This window comes from Bradyrhizobium genosp. A (assembly GCF_049949275.1).
In the GTDB taxonomy this organism is placed as follows: Bacteria; Pseudomonadota; Alphaproteobacteria; order Rhizobiales; family Xanthobacteraceae; genus Bradyrhizobium.
Map to the genome: position 1 here is coordinate 3868374 of NZ_CP188196.1, position 24865 is coordinate 3893238.

A 24865-nucleotide genomic window follows, 5' to 3' on the forward strand; every position below is an offset into this window, starting at 1 on the left:
GAACGCCGAAGGGACTGGGTGCTGGATCGATGCAGGCTCTCTACGCACAGCTACTGGTGGGACTGATCAACGGCTCGTTCTACGCGCTGCTCAGTCTCGGGCTCGCCGTGATCTTCGGCATGCTCAACATCATCAATTTCGCCCATGGCGCGCTCTACATGATGGGCGCCTTCGTTGCCTATTTCCTGCTGAACCTCGGCGGCATCAATTACTGGTGGGCGCTGCTGCTGGCGCCGATCATCGTCGGCATCTTCGGCATGATCCTGGAGCGGACCATGCTGCAATGGCTGACCGGGCTCGACCATCTCTACGGCCTGCTGCTGACCTTCGGCATCGCACTGATCGTGCAAGGCGTGTTCCAGAACTACTTTGGCTCCTCCGGCATGCCTTACGCCATTCCGGACCAGCTTAAGGGCGGCATGAATCTCGGCTTCATGTTCTTACCCGTCTACCGCGGCTGGGTCGTCATCTTCTCGCTGGTCGTGTGCATTGCGACCTGGTTCCTGATCGAGAAGACGCGGCTCGGCGCTTATTTGCGCGCCGCCACTGAAAATCCAACGCTGGTGCGTGCCTTCGGTATCAACGTGCCGCGCATGATCACGTTGACCTACGGCCTCGGCGTCGGCCTGGCCGCACTCGCGGGCGTGCTCTCCGCGCCGATCAACCAGGTCCGGCCGCTGATGGGCGCCGACCTGATCATCGTGGTGTTCGCGGTGGTGGTGATCGGCGGCATGGGATCGATCATGGGTTCCATCATCACCGGCTTCGCGCTCGGTGTGATCGAGGGCCTGACCAAATATTTCTACCCCGAGGCCTCCAATACCGTCGTGTTCGTGCTGATGGTGCTGGTGCTCTTGGTAAAGCCAACGGGATTGACGGGAAGGGCAGCCTGATATGACAGCCTTGACGGATGACACGCTGCCAATGACCCCGCGCGCGATGCGTGATGAGATGATTGTGTTCGTGGTGATGGCGCTGCTGCTGGCTTCGGTGCCGTTTAGCGGCATCTACCCGTTCTTCGTGATGCAGGCGCTGTGCTTCGCGCTGCTCGCCTGCGCCTTCAATCTCTTGATCGGCTATGGCGGCCTGTTGTCGTTCGGCCACGCGATGTTCATGGGCACCGCCGGCTATTGCAGTGCGCACGCGCTGAAAGTATGGGCGCTGCCGCCCGAGCTTGGTATCCTCGTCGGCATCGCCGCGGCGTTCGGGCTATCGCTCATCACCGGCTACATCTCGATCCGCCGCCAGGGCATCTATTTCTCGATGATCACGCTGGCGCTGTCGCAGCTGCTGTACTTCATCTATCTCCAGACGCCGTTCACCCATGGCGAGGACGGCATCCAGGGCATTCCGCAGGGGCATATGTTCGGCGTGCTCGACCTGTCCAAGCCGACCGTGCTCTACTACGTCGTGCTGGTCGGCTTCCTCGCGGGTTTCCTGCTGATCTATCGCATCATCAACTCGCCTTTCGGCGAGGTCCTGAAGTCGATCCGCGAGAACGAGCCGCGCGCCATTTCGCTCGGCTACCGGACCGACCAGTACAAGTTCCTGGCGTTTGTCCTGTCGGGGACGTTGGCCGGCTTTGCCGGCGCACTGAAAGTGTTCGTGGCGCAGAACGCTTCGCTCACCGACGTGCACTGGTCGATGTCGGGCGAGGTCGTGCTGATGACGCTGGTCGGCGGTCTCGGCACCATTTTCGGTCCGGTGGTCGGCGCCTTCGCGATCATCGCTATGCAGCAATATCTGGCCGGCTTTGGCCAGTGGGTGACGGTGATCCAGGGCTCGATCTTCGTGATCTGCGTGCTCACCTTCCGCCGTGGCGTCGTTGGCGAAATTGCCCATTACTTCCGGCGCTCGCTCTAAGTTGCTGAGTTCGGTGCCAATCAAGTAACGAGCTTCAGCCCGACAATGCCGGCCACGATCAGGCCGATACTGGCGAGGCGAAGCCCGGTGGCGGGTTCGCCGAACAGGATGATGCCGAGCGTCGCGGTGCCGACCGCGCCGATGCCCGTCCAGACTGCATAGGCGGTTCCGACGGGCAGTGACTTGAGCGCGAGTCCGAGCAGGATCACGCTGCCGGCCATGGCCGCGAGCGTGATGACGGACGGAACCGGCCTGGTAAATCCCTCGGTATATTTCAGGCCAATCGCCCAGGTGATCTCGAGAAGACCGGCGACGAACAGGATGCTCCAGGCCATGACGACCCTCCATTCAAGGCAGGGTCGTCCCCGCGGCTAATGACTTGTGAAAAGGAGGGCCGTCCCTCCCAAAAGGACGATATGGGGCTGGCCGAAGGGCTCCGCAATCACCAAATCAGGCTTGATCAGGCCCCTTTTCCCTGCCAAACGCTCCCGCCATGTCCGACATCGCCACCACAGCCGAATCGCCGGCCCGTTCCCCGCTTGCCGCAGAAGTGTCGCGGCGGCGCACCTTTGCGATCATTTCGCACCCGGACGCCGGCAAGACCACGCTGACCGAAAAGCTGCTGCTGTTCGGCGGCGCCATCAATCTGGCCGGCCAGGTCAAGGCCAAGGGCGAGCGGCGCAACACCCGCTCGGACTGGATGAAGATCGAGCGCGAGCGCGGCATCTCGGTCGTGACCTCGGTCATGACCTTCGAGTTCGAAGGCCTCGTGTTCAACCTGCTGGATACGCCGGGCCACGAAGACTTTTCGGAAGACACTTATCGCACGCTCACGGCGGTCGATTCCGCCGTGATGGTGATCGACGCAGCCAAGGGCATCGAAGCGCGCACGCGAAAGCTGTTCGAGGTGTGTCGTCTTCGGGACATCCCGATCATCACCTTTATCAATAAAATGGATCGCGAGAGCCGTGACGTTTTCGAGCTGCTCGACGAGATCGAGAAGACGCTGGCGCTCGACACCACGCCGATGACCTGGCCGGTCGGCCGCGGCCGCGACTTCCTCGGCACCTATGACGTCGTCAATGGCGGCGTACGCCTGCTCGAAGGCGGCGGCGCCAAGACGGGCGCTGCGCAGCAGATCGAGATCGCTGAGCTCGCCAAGCTCAATGCGAACCTCGACGTCTCCGGGGTGAAGGACGAGCTTGAGCTCGTGACTGAAGCCTCCAAGCCATTCGAGCTCGACGCGTTTCGCGAGGGCCATCTGACGCCGGTTTATTTCGGCAGCGCGCTGCGCAATTTCGGCGTCGGCGATCTGCTGGAGGGCCTCGGCAAATTCGCGCCCGAGCCGCGTGCGCAGGACAGCGATCAGCGCAAGGTCGAAGCGACCGATCCGCGCATGAGCGCCTTCGTTTTCAAGATCCAGGCCAACATGGATCCGAACCATCGCGACCGCATCGCGTTTGCGCGGCTCTGCTCCGGCAAGCTCAGCCGCGGCATGAAGGCGAAGCTGGTGCGCACCGGCAAGAGCATGCCGCTGTCGAGCCCGCAATTCTTCTTTGCCCAGGACCGCTCGGTCGCGGACGAGGCCTTTGCCGGCGACGTCGTCGGCATTCCCAATCACGGCACGCTGCGCATCGGCGACACGCTGACCGAGGGCGAGGATTTCAATTTCGTCGGCGTGCCGAGCTTCGCACCTGAAATCGTCCGCCGTGTCCGTCTCACCGACGCGATGAAAGCGAAGAAGCTGAAGGAAGCGCTTCAGCAGATGTCGGAAGAGGGCGTCGTGCAGGTGTTCCGTCCGCGCGACGGCGCACCGGCGCTGGTCGGCGTGGTCGGCGCGCTGCAGCTCGACGTGCTCAAGGCACGGCTCGAGGCGGAATATTCGCTGCCGGTCGAGTTCGAGGTGAGCGAGTTCCAGCTCGCGCGCTGGGTCTCCTCGGAGGACCGCAAGAAGCTCGATACTTTCATCGCGGCCAACACCTCCAGCATCGCCGACGACGTCGACGGCGACCCCGTATATCTGGCCCGGAACGAGTTCTATCTCGGCTACACCAGGGAACGCGCCGAGGGCATCGCGTTCACCAACGTCAAGGACGTCAAGAAGAAGGGGTAGGGCGAAGCCCGGCCGTTTAAGCGCGAGCATGTGAACGCCCGCGGACTTGACGCCTTCGCAGACGGTGCCACGTTTCATCACGTGACATCGCGAGCTCAAAGCATGTGGCGCGCTATCCTCGTTCTGGTCCTGCTGGCGATCTCTGCGGTCGCTACCAATGCGCAGCACCGCCAGATCAATCCGATCCCGTTTGCGCATGAGCCGTGCAGCGTGCTCGACAATCGTCCTTGCACACCGTCCTATTGCAGCCCGCTCGATCCCGGGCCCTGCATTCCCGAGATCGATTATCCCTACGGCGAGAACCTCCAGCTCACGATCGAGAGCGTCCCGTCAGACGCCGACCGCGCCAGATACCAGAAGCCTGATCACGATCTCGATACGATCGGCGACCTCTTCGCGGAGCTGCGCACCTGCTGGTCGCCGCCGTCGGACAATGCCCGAACCGGAATGCAGATGTCGGTGCGCTTCAGCTTCAACAAGACCGGCGGCCTGATCGGCCCGCCGCGCCTGACCTACGCGACCGCAGGCGTCCCGGCCGATACAAGGACGACCTATCTCAATGCGATCAATGCATCGCTGAATGCCTGCCTGCCGCTGAAATTCACCAGCGGCCTCGGTGGTGCCCTGGCCGGGCGTCCGATCGCGATCCGCTACGTCGATAATCGCGATTTCGGAAAATAGCTCTATCTCCTCATCCTGAGGAGCGCGCTTGCGCGCGTCTCGAAGGATGAGGGCCCCGCCGTTGCGGCAGCCGGGCCTGCATGGCTCGAGCGCTTTGCGCCTCCTCACCATGAGGAGTGAGAGTTGCGACCGGCGGCCAATCGATGATACTTCAGAGGCGGGGCGCTGGTTGAGGGGAGGATGTCGTGGGTCTGCTGGTCATGATCCTGGGGCTGGTGCTGTTTTTCGCCGCCCATGTTTTCACGACGAAACGAGACGCGCGGGCGCAGGCGATCGCGCGGCTGGGCGAGGGGACCTACAAGATCCTCTATTCTGTCGTCTCGCTTGCGGGACTGGCGCTGATCGTCTGGGGTTTTGGCCATTATCGCAGCTCAGGCTGGATCGATGTCTGGTACCCGCCGAAGGCGATGAAGCACATCACGGTCGCGCTGATGCTGCCCGCCGTCATCCTGGTGGTCGCTTCCTACTTGCGCGGCCGCATCTATGCGACGGTGAAGCATCCGATGCTCGCCGGCGTCAAGCTGTGGGCGGCGGCGCATTTGCTCGCCAATGGCGATCTCGGCTCCATCATCCTGTTCGGCTCGTTCCTGGGCTGGGGGGTGTATGACCGCATTTCGCTGAAACATCGCACCGACCCCGGCGCGCCGCCGATTCCGGTGGGCGGCGTCACTAACGACCTGATCGCAGTCGCGGTCGGTATCGTAGCCTATCTCGCGCTCGCCTTCGCGTTCCACCCCGTCGTAATCGGTGTGCCCGTTGTGGGAGTATGACGGCAGCAGGGGTGGCCGACCTACCGGAGCGTGAAGGCGACGGTCTGCGCGAGATACTCGCCAGCTTTCTGCGCCAGGAGGAAATAATCGCCACTGTGATGGTCCGGAATTGCGATATCCGCCGACCCGTCTCCGCCTTTGGCAAGTGCGTCGCTGTTTGACGGTATTATCTTTTCTCCGGATGTCTTGTTGACGAACAAGATCTCCGCGCCGGACGGCATCTCCGCATAGGCCACGCTGACGTTTTCCGGAGATTGAGTAACATAATTCAATCGGGGCATCGCTCGTCCTTCACAATCTGACGTTGTTCCGGCAGGCTACACGTTGCCTTGCATTGCTGGAAGGTACAACTCCGGAGCAGTGAACCAGCTGCAACTCGCTTACCACGGTCAACGCACGAATCGCATGACAAGGATGGTTCCGGTTAACGCCTTGATCGGGCTGGCTTTGCCTTGCCAGCGCCATATCGATAGGGTATCGCCGCCGCCACGTGGGGACGGGTTTTCTGTCGCGCCGGTTGGGCGCGTGCTCCCGGCCGGGGATGGGATAGTCTTAAGTGTCTGAATTATTTGACGAAGTCGACGAGGAAGTACGTCGCGAGCAGCTCAAAAAGCTGTGGGACAAATATTCGCTGTACTTCATCGCCCTCATGGTGCTGGTCGTGGCGGCCGTGGGCGGTTGGCGCGGCTACCAGTATCTGGAGTCCAAGAAGGCCGCCGAGGCCGGTGCGATCTTCGAGAAGGCCGTCGAGCTGTCGGAGCAGGGCAAGCACGCGGAGGCCGAGACGGCCTTTGCCGATCTCGCTGCCAAGGCCCCATCTGGCTACCGTACCCTGGCGCGGCTGCGCGCCGCAGCTGAGGCGTCCGCCCGCGATCCCAAGGCTGCCGCCAAGATGTATGACGACATCGCCGCTGACAGCAGCATCGGCAGTGAGTGGCGGGATCTTGCCAAGATTCGCGCCGCCGGCCTGCTGGTGGACAGCGCGAGCTACGCCGACATCCAGCAGCGGCTGGAGACTTCTGCCGAGCCCAAATCGACCTTCCGCCACAGCGCCCGCGAGCTGCTGGCGCTGTCGGCCTGGCGCAACAACGACATGACCGCGGCCCGCAAATGGGTCGACGCGATCGCCGAGGACGGCGAAACGCCGCCGGGCCTGCGCTCGCGCGCCGAAGCGCTTCAGGCCCTGTTGCCGCCCGTCGCCAAGAGCTGATCAAGAGCTGACGGTCAAGTGAGCTAAGACGAGATATCGATATGCGCCGTACGCCACGTTTGATCGCAGCCGCCGTCCTGATCGCCTTCACGGGCCTCCTGGGCGGCTGCTCTAGCGGCGGATTCGATCCGAGCGATCTGCTCGACTTCCTCGACACCAAGAAAAAGCTGCCGGGCGACCGCAAGCCGGTCTTCCCCGAGGGCGTGCCGGGTCTCGAGCAGGGCGTGCCGAAGGACATGTACAAGGGCGCCCAGCAACAGCAGGATGCGCCTGCCGTTGCGGCGCTGCCGGCCGAGCCGCCGCCCGCTGAGCCGGCGAAACCGTCGAAATCCGCCAAGGGCAAGAAGGCCAGGCAGCCGGCCGCGACCGCAGCCGCCCCGGCTGAAGCGCCGGCCGGCGAGGTCGATGGCGAGGCCCAGCCCGAGGCGGCGCCAGCGCCGGCCGCCGCGCAGCCCAAGCACAAGATCGTCCGCAAGCGCACCACTGCGCCGCCGCCGGATCAAACCGCTCAGCAGCCGGCGCAATCGGCTCAAACCACCCAGCCACAGCAGACGCAGGGGGCCTTCCCGGCACCGATGCCCAGCGGCAGTTTCTCGCGCTGATATTTTTCACCGATTTGACAGGCGCTACTTCCACGGCGCACGAATGACCAATGTCCTTTACGATCGCCATCATCGGCCGACCCAATGTCGGCAAGTCGACGCTGTTCAACCGCCTGGTCGGACAGAAGCTCGCGCTTGTCGATGATTTGCCCGGCGTCACCCGCGACCGCCGCGAGGGCGAGGCCAGGCTCGGCGATCTCGAATTCACCATCATCGACACCGCTGGCCTCGACGAAGGTGCCAAGGGCTCGCTGACGGCGCGGATGCAGGAGCAGACCGAGGCTGCGATCGCGCAGGCCGATGCACTGTTCTTCGTGATCGATGCCCGCATCGGCCTCACGCCCACCGACCGCGCCTTCGCCGATTTCGCCCGCAAGGCCAACAAGCCGGTGCTGCTGGTCGCCAACAAGAGCGAAGGCAAGCACGGCGACGCCGGCGCAATGGAATCCTTTGCGCTTGGCCTCGGCGATCCCATCCAGATTTCGGCCGAGCACGGCGAGGGCATGGGCGAACTCTACGACGCGCTCGCCAAGCTGATGCCGGAGCCCGTCGACGAGGATGAGACCGAGGACGACGAGCCGCTCACCGAGGAAGAGGCCGCGACGCGTCCGATCCGGGTTGCCATCGTCGGCCGTCCCAATGCCGGCAAGTCGACCATGATCAACCATCTGCTCGGCGAGGAGCGCCTGCTGACGAGCCCGGAAGCCGGCACCACGCGCGATTCCATCGCGGTCGAGATCAATTGGAAGGGCCGCGAATTTCGCGTGTTCGACACGGCAGGTCTGCGTCGCCGCTCACGCATCGAAGAGAAGCTGGAGAAGCTCTCGGTTGCCGACGCGTTGCGCGCGGTGCGCTTTGCCGAAGTCGTCGTGATGATGATGGACGCGCAGAACCGCTTCGAGGAGCAGGATCTGCGTATCGCCGATCTGATCGAGCGCGAGGGCCGCGCGGTCGTGCTCGCCGTCAACAAATGGGATCTGATGGAGACCAAGGGCGGCGGCGCGATCTCGGCCTTGCGCCGCGACGCCGATCATTGGCTGCCGCAAGTCAAGGGCGTGCCGATCGTCGCCGTCTCCGGCCTGATGGGCGAGGGCATCGATCGCCTGATGCAGGCGATCCAGGATGCCTATGCACTCTGGAACAGGCGTGTCTCGACCTCGGCATTGAACCGCTGGTTCGAGGAAGCTGTCCAGGCCAATCCGCCACCGGCCGTGTCCGGCCGCCGGCTGAAGCTGAACTACATCACGCAGACCAAAGCGCGCCCGCCGAGCTTCGTCTTGTTCTGCTCGCGCGCGGATGCCGTGCCGCAGTCTTACTTGCGCTACCTCATTAACTCGATGCGTGAGGCTTTCGACCTTCCGGGCACGCCGGTGCGCATCACCTTGCGCGAGAAGGCCAATCCCTTCGCCCACAAGCGCAAGCGGCCGTCGTGAGCGGCGAGGCGATGGCGCAAGGCGCGCTCTAACGCGGGACTGGCAGCAGCGCTATCGGTCGTCAATTTCATCGCGCAGTGGCTCGGACGAAGGCGGTTTCGTAGGGTGGGCAAAGCGAAGCGTGCCCACCGCTTCTTCGTTTACTGAGAGCTGGTGGGCACGGCGCTCTCGCGCCTTTGCCCACCCTACAGCAGCGTTGACTTGGCCTACTTCTTCACCAGCGGACACTCGCTGTCCTTGAGCGGCTTGGCCGCGTCTTCCGCCGGGATGGTGGCGACCAGCTTGTAATAGTCCCACGGTCCCTTCGACTCCTCCGGCTTCTTCACCTCGAACAGATAGGCCGGGATGATGTGGCGACCGTCGATGCGGACTGTGCCCTTGCCGAATACCGGATCGTCGGTCGGGAGTTCCTTCATCTTGGCGACGACCTTGGCGCCGTCATGCGGATTGCCGCCGAGGGCTTCCATCGCCTTGAGGTAATGCAGCACGACTCCGTACACGCCTGCCGCATCCATCGAAGGCATTGTGCCTTTCGGCGACAGTTTGACGAAGCGCTTGGACCATTCCCGGGTCTGGTTGTTCATGTCCCAATAGAACGACTCGGTAAAAGTCAGCCCCTGAGCGGTCTTCAGCCCAAGCGAATGGACATCGCTGATGAAGAGGAGGAGCGCCGCGAGCTTCTGGCCGCCCTGGACGATGCCGAATTCGGAAGCCTGCTTGATGGCATTGGTCGTGTCGCCGCCGGCATTCGCAAGGCCGACGATCTTGGCCTTGGAGTTCTGTGCCTGCAGCAGGAACGACGAGAAGTCTGACGTGTTGAGCGGATGCTTGACGCCGCCGAGCACCTTGCCGCCGTTCGCCGTGACCACGGCACTGGTGTCGCGCTCGAGCGCATGGCCGAAGGCATAGTCTGCGGTCAGGAAGAACCAGGTGTCGCCACCAACCTTGGTCAGCGCCTTGCCGGTGCCGTTGGCGAGCATGTAGGTGTCGTAGGTGTAGGAGATCGTGTTCGGCGTGCAGGCCTTGCCGGTGAGATCAGCCGTGGCCGCACCAGAATTGAGCAGCACCGAGTTCTTCTCTTTCACCATATTGCTGACGGCAAGCGCGACGCTGGACGTGGGCGTGTCGGCGATCGCGTCAACCCTGTCGTTGTCGATCCATTGCCGGGCGATGTTGACCCCGATGTCCGGCTTGTTCTGGTGGTCGCCGCTGAGAACCTCGATGGTCCAGCCCTTTGCCTTCATGCCGGAATCTTCGACCGCCATCTTGGCCGCAGCCACCGAGTTGGGGCCGCCGATGTCGGCGTAGAGGCTCGACATGTCGTTCAACACGCCGATCTTCACCGTCTTGTCTTGGGCGGAAGCCGAGCCGGCAAAGCCGAGGCCGGCACAGGTCAACAGCGCGGCATAGCGCCACGCGCGAGCGTTCTTCATGGTGTTTCCCTCCTGTTGATGCCGAGGCGGCCCTCTTGGACGGGGCTTTCGACCATCGGCGCGATCGGTCACGATCTTGGATTCCCGATAGCCTGTCTCAAGGCTTGCGGCAATGCGCTAATCGTAGCGGTCGGAGCGATCGGTTAATCCGGCAAGCCCGGCACTGATGCAAATTTCATCAACCCGTCATCGGGCCGCAAGGCGCGACCACGATAGGGGATACCTATGCCGGCGCGCGGTAGCTCATCAGGCTGCGCGTCTTGTAGTCGTAGAACTTGCCGGTCTCGGTCCAGTCGGGCGTGCACAGCGGGACGATGAATTCGGCGACTTGTTCGGGCGTGTCGAGCGTCGCGGGATCCTCGCCCGGCATGAGCGTGGCGCGCATGCGGGTGCGGACGGGACCCGGGTTGAACAGGTTGACGCGCAGCTTCGTGTTCGCGGTCTCCTGCGCCCAGGCGCGTGCCAGCGTCTCCAGCGCGGCCTTGGAGGCGGCGTAGGGGCTGACATAGGCGGTCGCCTTATTGGCGGCTCCCGAGGTGATGAAGACGGCGCGGCCGGCATCGGACTGCCTCAGCAGCGGCTCCATGCAGCGGATCAGCTGGAAGTTCGCGGAGACGTTGACGGCCATGACGTCGTTGAACGTCTTGAGCTCGATATGGCCGACCGGCGAGGAGGGACCGAGCACGCCGGCATTGCCGATGAGGATGTCGAGCTTGCCATAGCGCTCGTGCAGGCCGGCCCCAAGCCGCGCGATCCCGTCGGAATCGGTGAGGTTGAGCGGGACCAGCGTAGCGTTGCTGCCACCTACTTTGCGGATCTCGTCGTCGAGCTCCTCGAGCCCGCCTTGCGTGCGCGCAGTGGCAACGATATGCGCACCGGCCTTCGCCAGCGCGAGTGCCGTGGCAAAACCGATGCCGCGCGAGGCGCCGGTGATGAGAGCGATGCGGGAGGCGAGGGGTTTTGTCATGGCCGCGTTTTACAGACGTGGATAGTCGGGACAAGCCCCCGCGACTGTCATTCCGGGGCGATGCAAAGCATCGAACCCGGAATCTCGAGATCCTCAGGTGCGCAATTGCGCACCATAGTTCGGTCCTGCGGACCGCCCCGGGATGACGGCTGCGCCGTCAGCTCGCCTCCGCCAGCAGCGACAGCTGGCGCGGTTGCGGCTCGGTCTGGGTCTGGTCGGTGAGATGGGTCGGATAGGCGCCGGTAAAGCAGTGATCCGAGAATTTCGGATTGGCCGGGTCGCGGCCGGGCTCGCCCATGGCGCGGTACATGCCGTCGATCGACAGGAAGGCGAGCGAGTCCGCGCCGATGATCTCGCGCATCTCCTCCAGCGAATGCGTCGCGGCCAAAAGGCCGCCGCGGTCGGGCAGGTCGATGCCGTAATAATCGGGATAGAGGATCGGCGGCGAGGCGAGGCGGAAATGCACTTCCTTGGCGCCGGCATCGCGCATCATGCGCACGATCTTCTTCGAGGTGGTTCCGCGCACCAGCGAGTCGTCGATCAGGATGATGCGCTTGCCTTCGATCGCGGCGCGGTTCGCCGAATGCTTCATGCGCACGCCGGATTCGCGGATCGCCTGCGTCGGCTGGATGAAGGTGCGGCCGACATAGTGGTTGCGGATGATGCCAAGCTCGAACGGCACGCCGGAATGCTGGCTGTAGCCGACCGCTGCCGGCACGCCGGAATCCGGCACCGGCACGACGACATCGACCGGCACATGGCTCTCGCGCGCAAGCTGTGCGCCAAAGGCCTTGCGCACCTCGTAGACCGAGCGGCCATGGACGATGGAGTCCGGACGGGAGAAATAGATGTACTCGAAGATGCAGGGCCGCGGCGCGATCGGCGGGAAGGGCTTGTGAATGTCCTGGCCGTTCTCGTCGAACACAATGACTTCGCCGGCCTCGATGTCGCGCACGAAGCGCGCGCCGATGATGTCGAGCGCGCAGGTCTCCGATGTCAGGATCGGACAGCCGTCGAGCTCGCCGAGCACCAGCGGGCGAATGCCGCGCGGATCGCGCGCGCCGACCAGCTTCTTGTTGGTCAACGAGACCAGCGCGTAAGCACCTTCGATCTCGCGCAGCGCGTCGATATAGCGCTCGATGAAACGGGCGCGCCTGGAGCGCGCGACGAGGTGCAGGATCACCTCGGTGTCGGTGGTCGATTGCATCATCGCGCCGTGCTTCACGAGCTCGCGGCGCAGCGTCAGGCCGTTGGTGAGGTTACCGTTGTGGGCGACTGCGAGGCCGCCGGCATTAAGCTCGGCGAACAGCGGCTGCACGTTGCGCAGGATGGTCGCGCCAGTGGTGGAATAGCGGACATGGCCGACCGCCATGTTGCCGGGCAGGCGGTCGATCACCTCGCGGCGGGAGAAGGTGTCGCCGACGAGGCCGAGACGCCGTTCGCTGTGGAAGCGGCTGCCGTCGTAGGAGACGATGCCGGCAGCTTCCTGGCCGCGGTGTTGAAGAGCGTGGAGGCCGAGGGCGGTGATGGCAGCGGCGTCCGGGTGTCCGTAGATGCCGAACACGCCGCATTCCTCGCGCAGCGTATCTCCCTCCAGGTCGTCCTGAAGCTCTAGCGCGGCGGAGCCGGGATCGAGTTCAGTATGGGCGTCCTGGTCAGGGTGTCGCATCTCGTCCGCGCCTTTCGTTAGGGCTAAATCAACGCGCCGCAGGTTTCTCGATCAGCTTCTTCAGGCTGTCACGAGCAGGTTTACTGTATCCGTCGCCGCTGCCCGAAGGCTGCTGCTCGGTATCAGCTTGATCATCATCTGGTTTGTTTTTCTTGAATCTCTTCAAGATGGTGTTCTCGGGGTCATCCGGCAAGAGGGACATCAGCCAGTCCCCGGTTCCCTGGAGCACCACGCGGGACTTCGCGCCCGTGACCCAGTCGGGGCGCTGCTTGTCCGGCACCAGCCAGGTGAAGAACAGGAAGGCCACCACGACGATCAAAAGCCCGCGCGCCAATCCAAACAGGAACCCAAGGGTGCGGTCCAGCGCGCCAATGCGCGAATCCAGGATCATGTCGGAGATCCGGACCGTAATCACGGAGACCACGACCAGGGTACCGACGAACACGCCGGCGACCACGACCACGCTCGCGACGGTGTCGTTGTTGAAATAGGTCTTGGCGGTCGGCAGCAGTTTGGAGAACGAATATAGCGTCACGATCGCGGCCGTGCCCCAGGCTGCGATCGAGAGGATTTCGCGCATGAAGCCGCGGACCATGGCAAGCAGGCCCGAGATCAGCATCACACCGAGCAGGATCAGGTCGAGGAGTGTTACTGGCATCGGCTGGTCTGGTCCGCTCGTACGCTCAAAGGGTGCTCAGCGAATCGGTGTTTGGCCGCCGCCCTAAGTGACGGGCAGACGGTGCTTCCGGCAAGGCCGTAACCACGCAATCCCATGCTGCTTTTGTGACGGCTGTATAGCGGTGGGGACGCTCGACGTCACCTCCAGCTACCCCTCTCCACGGCGGAATCTTGCCGGTGTGGCATTTTTCTCCGCAGCCGGGTTCGAGTCGCCGCGGCGGGAGCCCTTGGCGGCGATTTCAGCGACCAGGGTGGTGAGGCTGTTGACCGCGTTCAGGGTCAGTCCAGCGTCGCCGCTGGCATCGCCGCCGCGGGCCGATTCGGGCAGCACGGCGCGCTTGAAGCCGAGCTTGACCGCTTCCTTGAGCCGGGCCGGGGTCTGCGCCACCGGGCGGATGACGCCGGAGAGCGAAATCTCGCCGAAATAGACCGCATCGGTGGGTAACTGCGCATTAACCAGGGAGGACACCAGCGCCGCCGCGGCGGCCATGTCGGCCGCCGGCTCGTGGATGCGCAGGCCGCCCGCAACGTTCAGATAGACGTCGTGGCCGGAGAGTTTGACCCCGCAATGGGCTTCCAGCACCGCCAGCACCATCGAGAGCCTGCTCTGATCCCAGCCGACCACGGCGCGGCGCGGGGTGCCGAGCGAGGTCGGGGCCACCAGCGCCTGCAATTCGACCAGAACGGGCCGCGTGCCCTCGATGCCGGCGAAGACTGCGGTGCCTGGCGTGCCGAGGTCACGCTCGGACAGGAACAGCTCGGACGGGTTGGTGACCTCGCGCAGGCCGAGGCCGGTCATCTCGAACACGCCGATCTCGTCGGTCGGACCAAAACGGTTCTTCACGGCGCGCAGGATACGGAATTGCTGCGAGCCTTCGCCCTCGAACGACATCACGGCATCGACCATGTGCTCGACCACGCGGGGGCCGGCGATCTGGCCGTCCTTGGTGACGTGGCCGACCAGGATGATGGCGGCACCGGTCTTCTTGGCGAAACGAATCAGCGCCTGCGCCGAGGCGCGCACCTGCGTCACCGTGCCGGGCGCCGATTCCACCGTGTCGGTCCACATGGTCTGGATCGAGTCGATGACGATCAGCCGGGGGACGGCGCCTTCCGACAAAGTCGAGACGATATCCTCGACCGAGGTTTCGGCCGCGAGCTGCACCGGTGCGTCCGACAGCCCGAGCCGCTCCGCGCGCAGCCGCACCTGGGCAATGGCTTCTTCGCCGGAGATGTAGACGATGCGGTGCCCGGCGCGCGCCATCAGACTGGTCGCCTGTGTCAGCAGCGTCGATTTGCCGATGCCGGGATCGCCGCCGACGAGCAGCACCGAGCCGCGGACGAAGCCGCCGCCGGTCACGCGGTCGAGCTCGGTCATGCCGGAGGACAAACGCGGCGCGTCAGGGCTTTTTCCCGCGAGGCTCTCCAGCGCAAAGGTGCGGCCCTTGCGCTTGGAGCGGATCGAGACCGGCACACTGCCGGTCGCGTCCTCCTCGGCCAGCGTATTCCATTCGCCGCAGGACTCGCACTTGCCCTGCCAGCGGTTATAGGCCGCGCCGCAGTTCTGGCAGACGAAGGAAAGCGTGTTCTTGGCCATGGGAAGTGAATCGGTGTCAGGAGGATTGCGTCGCGTTCCATAGCATGGAGAGCCCGGCCGCGACCATGATCGCATCCATCACCAGGCGGAACATCCCTGGTTTCAGGTGCAGCACGAAGCGCTTGGCGACGAAAGCGCCGGCCATCAGCGAGGAGCCCGCGATCAGGCCCTTGATGAAGACCTCCTGCGTCAGCGCGCCGAAGCGTTCGAACGTCACCGATTTCGCGAAGTAGAGGCCGAGGGAGGAAGCCGCTTCCGTCGCGAGGAAGGCGCCCTTGCTCAGGCCATAGAACAGGAATAGCGGGACGCTGAGCGGGCCGGTCGAGACCACGATGCCGGTGAGATAACCGATGACCGCCCCGCCGATCGCGAGATGCCAGAGATTAGCTGTGAGATCGTGCCGCGCCAGCCAGTGCCGCACCGGTACCATCGCGATCAGGAAGATGCCGATGGCGAGATCCACGGCGTGCGAGGGCAGGGCGAGCAGCGTCCGTGCGCCCAGCACCGCAGCCGGAATGCCGGTGACCGAATAGGCCAGGCAGGCCCGCCAGTTGACCTCGCGCCACCACGCCAGGATGCGCGAAAAGTTTGCCATCACGGAGGCGACCGCCATGATCGGCACGGCCTCCTTCGGTCCATAGGCGTAGACCAGCACCGGCATCAGCATGATCGACGAGCCCGTGCCGACGATGCCGGACATGGTGCCTGCGATCAGGCCAACGATGAGGACGAAGAGAAAGGCCAAGGGATCGGGATGTAATTCTTGGATGCTGGCAGGGTGCCGGTGTTTTGCTCGACGAGTCAAATTGCGCTTCGCGGGAACCGGGTAAGGTATTGATCTGACATAGGTCGGCTACTGTGCATGGGGTTGTTTTCATATTTGTTGGCCCCGCTCGCAAGAGCGTGCGCCATTTGGAGTGCAAGGGTAGCCATGCTGCTGACAGCATGTTGGCAGCAGGGGCGGGCTATGACCACCTCCTGACAAAACGGAGCGCAGGTCATGCCGATCGAGGCAAGTTGTCATTGCGGTGAGACGGTATTCGAGGTGGCAGAGGCGCCTTCGAGCGTGACGCGCTGTACCTGCTCGCTCTGCACCAAGCGCGGCGCGCTGTGGGCCTATTACACGCCGGCGCAGTTTCGGCTGCTGTCACCGCCTGACAATGTCGCGACCTATCTCTGGGGGAGCCGCACGGTCAAACATCATTTCTGCGCGAATTGCGGCTGCGGCACCTATTCGGAGTCGCCGGACTGGTCGACAGGCAAGCCCGATTTCGACAATCCCAAGGTCGGGGTGAATGCGCGCCTGTTCGACGATTTCGATCTGGAGGCTGTGCCGGTCAACATGATCGACGGCAGGAATTTGTGGTGAGCGTGCGGTTTCACGCATATCTGCTGTACGCAAAGGCGCGCTTGCGCCGTGCCCACCATCTGTCTGCACAAGCGAATTTGGTGGGCACGCTTCGCTTTGCCCACCCTACGGCACCTCGCTTATTTCAACATCACCCACGCCGGAGCATGATCGCTCGCGCCGTCCTCGCCGCGTACGTTCTTGTCGACGCCGGCCTTTGCCAGGCGCGAGACGAGCGCAGGGCTGAGCAGCAGGTGGTCGAGCCTGAGCCCCGCATCGCGCGCCCAGCGGTTTCGCTTGTAGTCCCAGAAGGTGTACATGCGCTTGTCTCCGTGCAGCTCGCGGATCGCATCGCACCAGCCTTGCTCGACGAGCGAGGCGAACGCCGCACGGCTTTGCGGCTGGATCAGCGCATCCTTGTCCCATGACCGCGTCGGATAGATGTCGATCGCCGCCGGCGCGACGTTGTAGTCGCCGGCGAGCACCACGGGCAGGTCCTGCTTGATGAAAGTCTTGGCGTGGCGCTTCAGCCGCGCAAGCCAGTCCAGCTTGTAGTCGAACTTCGGCCCTGGCTGCGGATTGCCGTTGGGCAGATAGATGCTGGTGACGATGATGCCGCGCACGGCGGCCTCGATGTAGCGAGCCTCGTGGTCGTCGGGTTTTCCCGGCAGCCGGTCGCGCGTCAGCACGGGCTCGGCGCCGCGGGCGAGGATGGCGACGCCGTTCCAGGTATTCTGTCCGCGCCAGACTGCGCCGTAGCCGGCCTTTTCGATGGCCGCTGCCGGAAATTCGCCATCACTTGCCTTCAACTCCTGGAGCGCGACCACGTCGGGCCTCGCCGCGCGCATCCATGCGAGCAGATTGGGCAGGCGGCGATTGATGTTGTTGATGTTGAATGTCGCAATCTTCATGTAGAGCTGATCGCCTCGTACGTCCCGACACCGGAGACACAATGTCCAAGTTGAGCTTTGCCGCTATCGCATTCGTCGTCGCACTCTCCGGGGCCAGTTCCGCACAATCGGCCGATCCACGCGGCGCATGCAAGGCGGACTACGACAAATTCTGCGCCGGCATCGCGCCCGGCGGCGGCATCGTGGCCTGCCTCAACGGCAAGCGCGATCAGCTCAGCACGACCTGTAAGGCAGCGCTGGATAGCAGGAAGAAGAAGTAAGCGGCTGACAGCTCAGCTCGGTAGCGGCGGCGGACTTGCCGGCTGCTCGACGGGCGGCGGGGAGTGCGGCGGTTCGGCCGCCTGCGCGGGCTCCAGCTTCGCCAGCGGCTCCGCCACATCGCCGCCCTTGTAGATGCGCGCATAGCGGGGACCGAGGCTGGTCAGCACCTCATAGCCGATCGTGCCGAAATGATGCGCGAGCTCGTCGACAGTGATGCCGTCGCCGAGCAGCGTCACCATGTGGCCGCGACGCGCCGCGTTTGGCGGAAGGTCGGTGATGTCGATCGCGATCAGGTCCATCGAGATGCGGCCCGCCACTGGGCAGCGCTTGCCGGCAACGATCACCTCGGCGCCGCGGGTGCCGTCATTGGAGCTGGCGGCGCGGAAATAGCCGTCGGCATAGCCGACCGCGATGATCGCGAGCTTGGTCGGTCGCCGCGCGGTCCAGGTGCCGCCATAGCCGACGCTCTCGCCGCGCTCGATGGTGCGGGTCTGCACGATCCGCGCCTTGAGGTCGACCACGGGCTGCATCGGATTGTCGGCCTCCGGCGTCGGATTGACGCCGTAGAGCGCAGCGCCCGGCCGAACCAGGTCGAACTGGAAGGGCGCACCAAGGAAAATGCCGGACGAATTTGCAAGCGTCGCGGGCACACCGGAAAATTCGCTGGCGATGCTGCGGAAGGCCGCGAGCTGCTTGGCATTGACGGGGCTGTTGAGCTGCTCGGCCGAGACCAGATGGCTCATCACCAGCGTGATGCCGTGATCGCCGGCATTGATGCGGGGGATGATGGCCTGCGCCTCCGCAAGCGTCAGCCCGAGCCGGTTCATGCCGGTGTCGATATGGATCGCGGCGCCCCCGGACCAGCCGGTGCGGCGGCAGAACACGTCCCATTCGGCGAGCTCGTTGAGGTCGCCGATCACGGGACGGCAGTTGATCTTGGCGTAGTGCTCGCCGGTGTTCTGGAAATAGCCGCCGAGCACGTAGATCGCAGCGTCCGGTACCGCCGCGCGCGCCGTGCGCGCCTCCTCGATCGTGGCGACGAAGAAGGTCTTGCAGCCGGCCTTGTTCAGCGCAAGCGCGACCTGCGCGGTGCCGCAGCCGTAAGCGTCGGCCTTGATCACCGCCGAGCACTCAGCCGGCACGGCCGTCTTCTCCAGCTTGCGCCAGTTGGCGATGATGGCGTCGAGATCGACGGTGAGCACGCCGCCGTGGGCTGCGAGCGCGGCAGCCTGATTGGCTTCCGCAGAGAGAAGGCCGGATTGCGGGATCGTGTTCGGGTTGGACGCCATTGTCATGACGCCGTTTTACGCAAGAGGCCGGCCCGGTTCAAGGAACTCTCAGTAGTCGTTGCCGCTGCGAGCCGGCAGCTGACTGTCGGGCGCGAGGTCGCCGAACCGCGTGACCGAGGCTTCGAACGCCAAATCGACGGTGCCTGTCGGGCCGTGGCGCTGCTTGCCGATGATGACTTCGGCCTTGCCGTACGCTAGGTCCATGTCCAGGCGCCATTTCTCGTGTTCGGGCGTGCCCGGCCGTGGCTCCTTCATCGCGAGGTAATATTCCTCGCGGTAAACGAACAGCACGACGTCGGCGTCCTGCTCGATTGATCCGGATTCACGCAAGTCGGAGAGCTGCGGCCGCTTGTCGTCGCGGGATTCGACCTGACGCGAGAGCTGCGACAGCGCGATCACGGGGACGTTGAGCTCCTTCGCCAGCGCCTTCAGGCTCGTCGTGATCTCCGTGATTTCCTGCACGCGGCTGTCGTTGGCGCGTTTGCCTGAGCCGGAGAGCAGCTGGATGTAGTCGATCACGAGCAGGTCGAGGCCCTTCTGGCGCTTCAGCCGGCGCGCGCGCGCCATCAGCTGCGCAATCGACAGGCCGCCGGTCGCGTCGACATAGAAAGGCAGCGACTGCAGCTCGATCGAGACCTCCCGGATCTTGTCGAAATCGGCTTCCGAGATGCCGCCGCGACGGATGTGGGAGGAGGGAATTCCGGTGCGCTCGGCCACGATACGCGTGGCGAGCTGGTCGGCCGACATTTCGCAGGAGAAGAAGCCGATCACGCCGCCATTGGCGGCCTTCATGGTGCCGTCGGCCTGGACCTCGCCGACATAGGCCTTGGCGACGTTGTAGGCGATGTTGGTCGCCAGCGACGTCTTGCCCATGCCCGGGCGTCCGGCCACGATGATGAGGTCGGAGTGCTGCAGGCCGCCCATCTTGGTGTCGAGGTCGCGCATCCCCGTCGAGATGCCGGACAGCTTTCCGTCGCGCTGGAACGCCTTTGCCGCGAGATCGACGGCGACCGCCAACGCCTGCGAGAACTTCTGGAAGCCGCCGTCATAACGGCCGGACTCGGCGAGCTCGTAGAGGCGGCGCTCGGCGTCCTCGATCTGCGCCCGCGGCGCGAAGTCGACCGGCGCGTCATAGGCGACATTGACCATGTCTTCGCCGATGCCGATGAGGTCACGACGCAGCGCAAGATCGTAGATGGTGCGCCCATAGTCCTGGGCGTTGATGATGGTGGTCGCCTCGGCCGCGAGCCGCGCCAGATATTGGCCGATGGTCATGCCGCCGACATCGGTGTCGGCGGGCAGGAACGTCTTCAGCGTCACGGGCGTGGCGATCTTGCCCATCCGGATCAGGCTGCTGGCGGTCTCGAAGATGGTCTGGTGCAGCGGCTCGAAATAGTGCTTCGGCTCCAGGAAGTCGGAGACACGATAGAAGGCGTCGTTGTTGACCAGAATCGCGCCGAGAAGGCTCTGTTCCGCCTCGATATTGTGCGGCGCGCTCCGATAAGCGGGAGTTCCGGGTTCGGGCGCGAGTTTGAGGACGTTCGAATCAGTCAGGGCCATTGTCGAGCGATAGCAATTTTCTGGGGCGGATGCGGGGCCGGGATAAAGCGCCGCCTCAAGCCAAAGCGGAAGCAAAAGCTCGCCGCTATCAACCGATCATTAAAATGGTGGATGGTTAGCGGTCGCAGCAAGCGCCGCGCTTGACGGATTTTTGCGGAACTCGCCCGGCGCTGGGAAGCGGCCGCGGCCGCACCACGGATAAATCCGGATGCCGTGAACCTTATGGATTGAGGCGCAGACGTATCAAAGAGCGCGCGAAATGACGCACGCTGGCCGCTTCGGCGCGGGCTTCAGACCAGCAGGAGGTAGACCAGCGCAACCAGGGCCGCGCCGACGCCGCTGGCGATCAGGGCGTAATCGGTGCGGAGGTCGTCCTGCACGTCGAAGGAGGTTTGGGTCTCTTTGCTCATGGCGACGATCTAGGCCAGGACCAACCAGACTTATGTGAAGCAGATCACATTTCCCCGGATTCTTTCGGGGGTACCTCCGGAACAGAACTAGCGGGTAGGGGATTGTCTCCCATAACCTGCCACTAGGGAGACGAGGCAAGCGATGCGGCCAGAACGGCAGCGACAGGTTTGGCGAAGCGACGCTGGCAGCCGGCTTTGGCTGTCCGGACTGATCGCGGCCATGGAGCATGCCGCGCGGCCCGAGCAGCGGCGATTGCCGGTCGCGCCCGAAACCCTCGCAGCATTGCGTGCGCAGCTAGCGTTACCGGCTTCTTGCCGGATCTCGCCGATTTCGACCCTGCGTCACTAGAACTCATTCACCGGCAAGCTTCAGCTTCGGCATGGCGCCGCCCTCGAGGCAGCGCAGCCGCGCTTCTTCGTGGGCGATATAGTCGCGGGTCATCGGGACCACGCCTTGGCGCTTGGTCAGCTGGATCTGGAAATTCATCATGCCCTGCTTGCGGAACGTCATCTCGCAGGCGGCGAGATAAAACTCCCACATCAGCGCGAAGCGCTCGTCGTAGAGCTGCACGGCTTCCTCGCGCCGCGCCATGAAACGTTCCCGCCAGGCCTTCAGGGTCTCGGCGTAGTGCAGGCGCAAGATCTCGACGTCGCAAACCAATAGACCGGCGTCCTCGATCGCGGGCAGCACCTCCGACAGCGACGGGATGTAACCGCCGGGGAAGATGTATTTGGCGATCCAGGGATTGGTCGAATCCGGCCCCTGCGAGCGGCCGATCGAGTGCAGCAGCATGACGCCGTCATCGCTGAGCAGCTCGGCGCAGCGCTTGAAGTAAGTGTCGTAGAATCTGGCTCCGACGTGCTCGAACATGCCGACCGAGACGATGCGGTCGAATGGGCCATCGATGTCGCGATAGTCCTGGAGCAGGAAGCGTGCTTGTCGCGTCAGGCCTTTTTCGGCGGCGCGCGCGTTCGCAATCTGCAACTGCTCCGTCGACAGCGTCACGCCGGTCACGTCGGCGCCTGCGATCTCGGCGAGATAGAGGCCGAGGCCGCCCCAGCCTGAGCCGATGTCGAGCACGCGCTGGCCGCGACTGACCAGCAGCTTTGCAGTGACATGCCGCTTCTTGGCGAGCTGCGCGTCGTCGAGGGTGGCGTCCTGCGTCTCGAAATAGGCGCAGCTATATTGCTTGTCGGCGTCGAGGAAGAGCGAATAGAGCCGCGCGTCGAGATCGTAGTGATGCGCGACGTTGGTTCGTGCGCGTGCCCGCGGATTGAACTGCCGCAGGTGCCGGACGAGATAGCGCAGGTGCCACCAGGGTTTTGCCCAGTGCGGCAACAGCTCGGCTTGATCGAGCAGGATCGCGAGGGCATCAGCTATACTGCCCCGCTCGACGACGAACTCGCTATTCATAAAGGCCTCGCCAAGCCCGAGCTCGGGATTGATGAGGACTCTCTTTTGTGCGTCGGCAGTGACGAAGCGGACTTCGACCGGCTCGCCGGAGCCGTCGCCGACGGTGAACTTCATTCCGCCTGCCGTGGTCACCGTCATCGACCCGCGGCGGATGAATTGGGACAAGAACTTACGCAACAAGCGGTCCATCGACACACACCTCTCGAGCGAACCCGAAAAGAAGCGACTAAACCCGGCCATCACACATTCACGCGCCTGAGACTATATTGGTTCCCATGCGCTCGCATGTAAATCTAGGCAGCCTGTTCCCGGACCGCTAATGCGTTGTGTTCAAACCCGATATTCGAAAATCGCGGGATCACATGCTTGATGAGTGCGCTTCCATTCACGGCGCAATCGGCTAAAAGGTGACCGCCGCCGCGCCCGCATGCCGGCCGTATCTATCGGATTTCAATGGAGATGATGGGAATGTCGAGCCGAGCGCTCAGTCTCGCCACGGTGCTGTTTCTGATTGGCTTCAGCGCCACCGATGCCGTTCTGGCGCAGGCGACGAACCTCGAGGCCGGCAAGGCCCCATCCCAGATCTTCGCGCAGACCTGCAATGCCTGCCACAAGAGCCCGCGAGGTCTGTTGAAGACGGTGGCGCCGGGCTCGCTGCCAAGCTTCCTGCGTCAGCACTACACCACCAGCCCGGACATGGCCGGCGTGCTGGCCTCGTACCTCATCTCCAACGGCGCCACCGACGCCCGCTACCAGTCCAAGGATGGTGGCAAGGACGGCAAGGACAAGAAGGACGGCGCCAAGGAGAAGGACGCCAACACGAATCCTGGGCAGTCGCCAGAGCATCAAGGTCGCCGCCAGCGCTCGCAGGAGGCCGCCAAGCCGGAGGGCGAGGGCGCTGCTGCCCCGGCGCCTGAGGGGCGCCAGAAGCGCGCCGCGCGGCCGAGCGAAGAGGGCGCCAAGGAAGGCGCCAAGGAAGGCGCCAAGCCCGAGACCACCGCCGAACAACCGCCCCAGGGCCGCAAAGGCAAGCGCATGAGCAAGCGCGGCAAGCCGGAGACGGACGACGCAGCCGCGCCGAAGGTCGATTCCAAAACTGAGCCCAAGACCGAACCGAAGAGTGAGAGCGCCAAGGTCGATTCCGGTCGCGACGAGTCCAAACCCGACAACGCCAAGCCGGCCGAAAAGCCGGCAGAGGCCAAGCCGGCAGAGGCCAAGCCGGAGAGCGCCAAGGTCGAGCCGAGCAGCAGCGAGACGCCGGCGCTGCGCCCCGATCCGGTGCCGCAGGTGACACCGGCCCCGCCGGCGGCCGCAAAGCCGGCTGAACCGGCTGCGCCCAAGCCTGCGGAAGCGGCCGTCTCTAAACCGGCCGAGCCCGCGCCCAGCTCCGAACCGGCGGCCAAGCCGGCAGAACCGGCACCGTCTGCGCCCGCCGAGCCCTCCGGTCCGCCGGCGCCGCCGATCTCGCGATAAGCCGACAATCCCGTCGATCTGCGAAGGCCGCGCCCAAGCGCGGCCTTCGCAGTGTCTTGACCGCCATTAGAGCATTACTCTAGAGTGTTACTCCAAGAGGTGGCGATGTCGTCCGGCGTTCGTGACGATCTGTTGGCTGCGGGGCTCGCGGTGTTCGACCGGTCGGGCTTCGAGGGCGCGACGGTGGCCGCGATCCGCGCCAAGGCCCGTGCCTCCAACGGCAGCTTTTTTCACGTGTTCGGCTCCAAGAAGGAGCTCGCCGGCGCGCTGTTCCTGGAGGTGCTGCGGCACTATCACGCCGCGATGCTCGCCGCGCTCGATCAGGTCGCCGATGCCGAGCAGGGCATCGATCGCCTGATCCGGGCCCATCTCGACTGGGTCGTGCTGAGCCGCCGCGAGGCGCGCTATCTCTTCGAGATCTCGCGCAACGAGTGGGGTGAGGACGTCCGCGACGCCCAGCGCGCGCAGAATGCGCGGCTCGCCGAAGGCATCGGGCGCTGGCGCGCGCCGTTGGTCGCAAGCGGCGAGCTTCTGCCGATGACACCGGTGATGTTCGTCAGTCAGCTGATCGGCCCCGCGCAGATCTTCTGCCGGGCCTTTCTCTCCGGGCGTGATCGCGCCGATCCGCGCGGCGAGGCCGACACACTGATCGCCTGCGCCATCCGTGCGCTGGTGCCGCCCGGGCGTGTCAACACCAAGGAAGGAGTGGCGACATGAGCAACGAAGCCGATCCCGAGTTCGCAGCAGTAGCCGAGCGTATCCACGCCAATGTCGGCCGACAGGGCTTTATGAATCTGGTCGGCGCCGAGCTGTCGGAATTGTCGCGGGGCACTTGCACGATTGCGGTCGAGCGTCGGCCGGAGCTGTTGCAGCAGCACGGCTTCTTCCATGGCGGCGTCACCGCCTTCCTGGTCGACAATGCCACGACCATTGCGGCGGCGACCTCGCGCGGCCAGCCGGCGCTGACGGCGGAATACAAGCTCAACCTGCTGTCGCCGGCGGTCGGCGACAAGCTGATCTGCCGTGCGAGGGTGATCAAACCGGGCCGTCAGGTTTCCGTGGTCGCGGCCGACGTGTTCTGCGTCAGCGACGGCGTCGAGAAGCATACGGCGACGGCGCTCGCCTCGATCGCGATACTGAGCGAGGATGTAAGTGCAAAAACGAAAAGCCCGGCTGCCTGAGG

At 64.3% G+C, this 24865-nt stretch carries 25 protein-coding genes; 13 read left to right on the forward strand and 12 right to left on the reverse strand.

The features are described 5' to 3' along the window. Window positions 1-29 precede the first annotated feature (29 nt). Together ACP2YP_RS17770 and ACP2YP_RS17775 are read left to right on the forward strand one after the other, a co-directional pair. Complete coding sequence (locus ACP2YP_RS17770; RefSeq protein ID WP_027535195.1) at window positions 30-893, forward strand: branched-chain amino acid ABC transporter permease; 864 nt, start codon at window positions 30-32, stop codon at window positions 891-893. A gap of 1 nt (window position 894) precedes the next feature. Next, window positions 895-1863: a branched-chain amino acid ABC transporter permease gene (locus ACP2YP_RS17775; RefSeq protein WP_426425664.1), complete on the forward strand. Its 969-nt coding sequence runs from the start codon at window positions 895-897 to the stop codon at window positions 1861-1863. Between the two features lie 20 nt (window positions 1864-1883). Here ACP2YP_RS17775 and sugE read toward each other — a convergent pair whose 3' ends face one another. After that, window positions 1884-2198 carry a quaternary ammonium compound efflux SMR transporter SugE gene (sugE, locus tag ACP2YP_RS17780; protein ID WP_426425666.1) on the reverse strand — a complete coding sequence of 105 codons (315 nt, stop codon included), beginning with the start codon at window positions 2196-2198 and terminating at the stop codon, window positions 1884-1886. A gap of 158 nt (window positions 2199-2356) precedes the next feature. On the opposite strand from sugE, the gene ACP2YP_RS17785 reads away from it, so the two are divergent. The 3 genes from ACP2YP_RS17785 (at window position 2357) to ACP2YP_RS17795 (ending at window position 5427) form a co-directional block, all read left to right on the forward strand. Continuing rightward, window positions 2357-3976 carry a peptide chain release factor 3 gene (locus ACP2YP_RS17785; protein WP_426425668.1) on the forward strand — a complete coding sequence of 540 codons (1620 nt, stop codon included), beginning with the start codon at window positions 2357-2359 and terminating at the stop codon, window positions 3974-3976. 102 nt (window positions 3977-4078) lie between these two features. Then, on the forward strand, window positions 4079-4657 hold the full coding sequence (locus ACP2YP_RS17790) for a hypothetical protein (protein ID WP_426425669.1): 579 nt from the start codon (window positions 4079-4081) through the stop codon (window positions 4655-4657). Window positions 4658-4842: 185 nt separating this feature from the next. After that, window positions 4843-5427 (forward strand): NnrU family protein, encoded by a 585-nt coding sequence (locus ACP2YP_RS17795; protein WP_426425670.1) that lies wholly within the window; start codon window positions 4843-4845, stop codon window positions 5425-5427. Between the two features lie 20 nt (window positions 5428-5447). Here the strand turns inward: ACP2YP_RS17795 and ACP2YP_RS17800 are convergent, their stop codons facing one another. Further along, complete coding sequence (locus ACP2YP_RS17800) at window positions 5448-5663, reverse strand: hypothetical protein (RefSeq protein ID WP_426425671.1); 216 nt, start codon at window positions 5661-5663, stop codon at window positions 5448-5450. A 320-nt stretch (window positions 5664-5983) separates the two neighbouring features. On the opposite strand from ACP2YP_RS17800, the gene ACP2YP_RS17805 reads away from it, so the two are divergent. The 3 genes from ACP2YP_RS17805 to der are packed head-to-tail and all read left to right on the forward strand — an operon-like array spanning window position 5984 to window position 8672. Continuing rightward, window positions 5984-6637: a tetratricopeptide repeat protein gene (locus ACP2YP_RS17805; protein ID WP_426425672.1), complete on the forward strand. Its 654-nt coding sequence runs from the start codon at window positions 5984-5986 to the stop codon at window positions 6635-6637. A gap of 41 nt (window positions 6638-6678) precedes the next feature. Then, complete coding sequence (locus tag ACP2YP_RS17810; RefSeq protein ID WP_426425673.1) at window positions 6679-7239, forward strand: hypothetical protein; 561 nt, start codon at window positions 6679-6681, stop codon at window positions 7237-7239. 50 nt (window positions 7240-7289) lie between these two features. Further along, window positions 7290-8672 carry a ribosome biogenesis GTPase Der gene (gene der, locus ACP2YP_RS17815; protein ID WP_426425674.1) on the forward strand — a complete coding sequence of 461 codons (1383 nt, stop codon included), beginning with the start codon at window positions 7290-7292 and terminating at the stop codon, window positions 8670-8672. 206 nt (window positions 8673-8878) lie between these two features. On the opposite strand, the gene ACP2YP_RS17820 is transcribed toward der, so the two are convergent. The 6 genes from ACP2YP_RS17820 to ACP2YP_RS17845 form a co-directional block, all read right to left on the reverse strand. Beyond that, window positions 8879-10105 (reverse strand): ABC transporter substrate-binding protein, encoded by a 1227-nt coding sequence (locus tag ACP2YP_RS17820; RefSeq protein WP_426425675.1) that lies wholly within the window; start codon window positions 10103-10105, stop codon window positions 8879-8881. A gap of 223 nt (window positions 10106-10328) precedes the next feature. Next, window positions 10329-11072 carry an SDR family NAD(P)-dependent oxidoreductase gene (locus tag ACP2YP_RS17825; RefSeq protein ID WP_426425676.1) on the reverse strand — a complete coding sequence of 248 codons (744 nt, stop codon included), beginning with the start codon at window positions 11070-11072 and terminating at the stop codon, window positions 10329-10331. 157 nt (window positions 11073-11229) lie between these two features. Continuing rightward, window positions 11230-12741 carry an amidophosphoribosyltransferase gene (gene purF, locus ACP2YP_RS17830; protein ID WP_426425677.1) on the reverse strand — a complete coding sequence of 504 codons (1512 nt, stop codon included), beginning with the start codon at window positions 12739-12741 and terminating at the stop codon, window positions 11230-11232. A 28-nt stretch (window positions 12742-12769) separates the two neighbouring features. Beyond that, window positions 12770-13399, reverse strand: coding sequence for a CvpA family protein (locus tag ACP2YP_RS17835; protein WP_027535210.1), 630 nt, complete (start codon window positions 13397-13399; stop codon window positions 12770-12772). A 168-nt stretch (window positions 13400-13567) separates the two neighbouring features. Then, entirely contained in the window at window positions 13568-15016 is a 1449-nt protein-coding gene (gene radA, locus ACP2YP_RS17840; RefSeq protein WP_426425678.1) for a DNA repair protein RadA, read from the reverse strand. Between the two features lie 16 nt (window positions 15017-15032). Beyond that, a complete protein-coding gene (locus ACP2YP_RS17845; RefSeq protein WP_426425679.1) occupies window positions 15033-15761 on the reverse strand; it encodes a sulfite exporter TauE/SafE family protein in 729 nt (242 codons plus the stop codon). Window positions 15762-16016: 255 nt separating this feature from the next. Here ACP2YP_RS17845 and ACP2YP_RS17850 point away from each other — a divergent pair, with 255 nt between their 5' ends. Then, entirely contained in the window at window positions 16017-16385 is a 369-nt protein-coding gene (locus ACP2YP_RS17850) for a GFA family protein (protein WP_426425681.1), read from the forward strand. A 119-nt stretch (window positions 16386-16504) separates the two neighbouring features. Here ACP2YP_RS17850 and ACP2YP_RS17855 read toward each other — a convergent pair whose 3' ends face one another. Continuing rightward, window positions 16505-17275: an exodeoxyribonuclease III gene (locus ACP2YP_RS17855; protein WP_426425683.1), complete on the reverse strand. Its 771-nt coding sequence runs from the start codon at window positions 17273-17275 to the stop codon at window positions 16505-16507. Window positions 17276-17316: 41 nt separating this feature from the next. Here ACP2YP_RS17855 and ACP2YP_RS17860 point away from each other — a divergent pair, with 41 nt between their 5' ends. Further along, complete coding sequence (locus ACP2YP_RS17860) at window positions 17317-17535, forward strand: cysteine rich repeat-containing protein (protein WP_426425685.1); 219 nt, start codon at window positions 17317-17319, stop codon at window positions 17533-17535. Between the two features lie 12 nt (window positions 17536-17547). On the opposite strand, the gene alr is transcribed toward ACP2YP_RS17860, so the two are convergent. The 3 genes from alr to ACP2YP_RS17875 all read right to left on the reverse strand — a co-directional run bounded on the left by alr (window position 17548) and on the right by ACP2YP_RS17875 (window position 22398). Beyond that, a complete protein-coding gene (alr, locus tag ACP2YP_RS17865) occupies window positions 17548-18825 on the reverse strand; it encodes an alanine racemase (protein WP_426425686.1) in 1278 nt (425 codons plus the stop codon). A gap of 48 nt (window positions 18826-18873) precedes the next feature. After that, window positions 18874-20385 (reverse strand): replicative DNA helicase, encoded by a 1512-nt coding sequence (locus ACP2YP_RS17870; protein WP_426425687.1) that lies wholly within the window; start codon window positions 20383-20385, stop codon window positions 18874-18876. 762 nt (window positions 20386-21147) lie between these two features. Further along, on the reverse strand, window positions 21148-22398 hold the full coding sequence (locus ACP2YP_RS17875) for a class I SAM-dependent methyltransferase (RefSeq protein WP_426425688.1): 1251 nt from the start codon (window positions 22396-22398) through the stop codon (window positions 21148-21150). 279 nt (window positions 22399-22677) lie between these two features. Here ACP2YP_RS17875 and ACP2YP_RS17880 point away from each other — a divergent pair, with 279 nt between their 5' ends. The 3 genes from ACP2YP_RS17880 to ACP2YP_RS17890 all read left to right on the forward strand — a co-directional run bounded on the left by ACP2YP_RS17880 (window position 22678) and on the right by ACP2YP_RS17890 (window position 24863). Continuing rightward, the gene (locus ACP2YP_RS17880; RefSeq protein ID WP_426425689.1) at window positions 22678-23682 is read left to right on the forward strand and encodes a hypothetical protein; all 1005 of its coding nucleotides are present in this window, start codon (window positions 22678-22680) and stop codon (window positions 23680-23682) included. A 105-nt stretch (window positions 23683-23787) separates the two neighbouring features. After that, window positions 23788-24399: a TetR/AcrR family transcriptional regulator gene (locus ACP2YP_RS17885; protein ID WP_426425690.1), complete on the forward strand. Its 612-nt coding sequence runs from the start codon at window positions 23788-23790 to the stop codon at window positions 24397-24399. Continuing rightward, window positions 24396-24863: a PaaI family thioesterase gene (locus tag ACP2YP_RS17890; protein WP_426425692.1), complete on the forward strand. Its 468-nt coding sequence runs from the start codon at window positions 24396-24398 to the stop codon at window positions 24861-24863. The genes ACP2YP_RS17885 and ACP2YP_RS17890 overlap by 4 nt, the downstream gene beginning before the upstream one ends. Window positions 24864-24865 lie beyond the last annotated feature (2 nt).

What these genes read in the sequence shown, in the direction of transcription:
- ACP2YP_RS17770 (WP_027535195.1), top strand. Translation starts at nt 30, where the DNA reads ATGCAGGCTCTCTACGCACAGCTACTGGTGGGACTGATCAACGGCTCG.
- ACP2YP_RS17775 (WP_426425664.1), top strand. Translation starts at nt 895, where the DNA reads ATGACAGCCTTGACGGATGACACGCTGCCAATGACCCCGCGCGCGATG.
- sugE (WP_426425666.1), bottom strand. Translation starts at nt 2,198, where the DNA reads ATGGCCTGGAGCATCCTGTTCGTCGCCGGTCTTCTCGAGATCACCTGG.
- ACP2YP_RS17785 (WP_426425668.1), top strand. Translation starts at nt 2,357, where the DNA reads ATGTCCGACATCGCCACCACAGCCGAATCGCCGGCCCGTTCCCCGCTT.
- ACP2YP_RS17790 (WP_426425669.1), top strand. Translation starts at nt 4,079, where the DNA reads ATGTGGCGCGCTATCCTCGTTCTGGTCCTGCTGGCGATCTCTGCGGTC.
- ACP2YP_RS17810 (WP_426425673.1), top strand. Translation starts at nt 6,679, where the DNA reads ATGCGCCGTACGCCACGTTTGATCGCAGCCGCCGTCCTGATCGCCTTC.
- der (WP_426425674.1), top strand. Translation starts at nt 7,290, where the DNA reads ATGTCCTTTACGATCGCCATCATCGGCCGACCCAATGTCGGCAAGTCG.
- ACP2YP_RS17820 (WP_426425675.1), bottom strand. Translation starts at nt 10,105, where the DNA reads ATGAAGAACGCTCGCGCGTGGCGCTATGCCGCGCTGTTGACCTGTGCC.
- ACP2YP_RS17825 (WP_426425676.1), bottom strand. Translation starts at nt 11,072, where the DNA reads ATGACAAAACCCCTCGCCTCCCGCATCGCTCTCATCACCGGCGCCTCG.
- purF (WP_426425677.1), bottom strand. Translation starts at nt 12,741, where the DNA reads ATGCGACACCCTGACCAGGACGCCCATACTGAACTCGATCCCGGCTCC.
- ACP2YP_RS17835 (WP_027535210.1), bottom strand. Translation starts at nt 13,399, where the DNA reads ATGCCAGTAACACTCCTCGACCTGATCCTGCTCGGTGTGATGCTGATC.
- radA (WP_426425678.1), bottom strand. Translation starts at nt 15,016, where the DNA reads ATGGCCAAGAACACGCTTTCCTTCGTCTGCCAGAACTGCGGCGCGGCC.
- ACP2YP_RS17850 (WP_426425681.1), top strand. Translation starts at nt 16,017, where the DNA reads ATGCCGATCGAGGCAAGTTGTCATTGCGGTGAGACGGTATTCGAGGTG.
- ACP2YP_RS17855 (WP_426425683.1), bottom strand. Translation starts at nt 17,275, where the DNA reads ATGAAGATTGCGACATTCAACATCAACAACATCAATCGCCGCCTGCCC.
- ACP2YP_RS17860 (WP_426425685.1), top strand. Translation starts at nt 17,317, where the DNA reads ATGTCCAAGTTGAGCTTTGCCGCTATCGCATTCGTCGTCGCACTCTCC.
- alr (WP_426425686.1), bottom strand. Translation starts at nt 18,825, where the DNA reads ATGGCGTCCAACCCGAACACGATCCCGCAATCCGGCCTTCTCTCTGCG.
- ACP2YP_RS17870 (WP_426425687.1), bottom strand. Translation starts at nt 20,385, where the DNA reads ATGGCCCTGACTGATTCGAACGTCCTCAAACTCGCGCCCGAACCCGGA.
- ACP2YP_RS17875 (WP_426425688.1), bottom strand. Translation starts at nt 22,398, where the DNA reads ATGGACCGCTTGTTGCGTAAGTTCTTGTCCCAATTCATCCGCCGCGGG.
- ACP2YP_RS17880 (WP_426425689.1), top strand. Translation starts at nt 22,678, where the DNA reads ATGTCGAGCCGAGCGCTCAGTCTCGCCACGGTGCTGTTTCTGATTGGC.
- ACP2YP_RS17885 (WP_426425690.1), top strand. Translation starts at nt 23,788, where the DNA reads ATGTCGTCCGGCGTTCGTGACGATCTGTTGGCTGCGGGGCTCGCGGTG.
- ACP2YP_RS17890 (WP_426425692.1), top strand. Translation starts at nt 24,396, where the DNA reads ATGAGCAACGAAGCCGATCCCGAGTTCGCAGCAGTAGCCGAGCGTATC.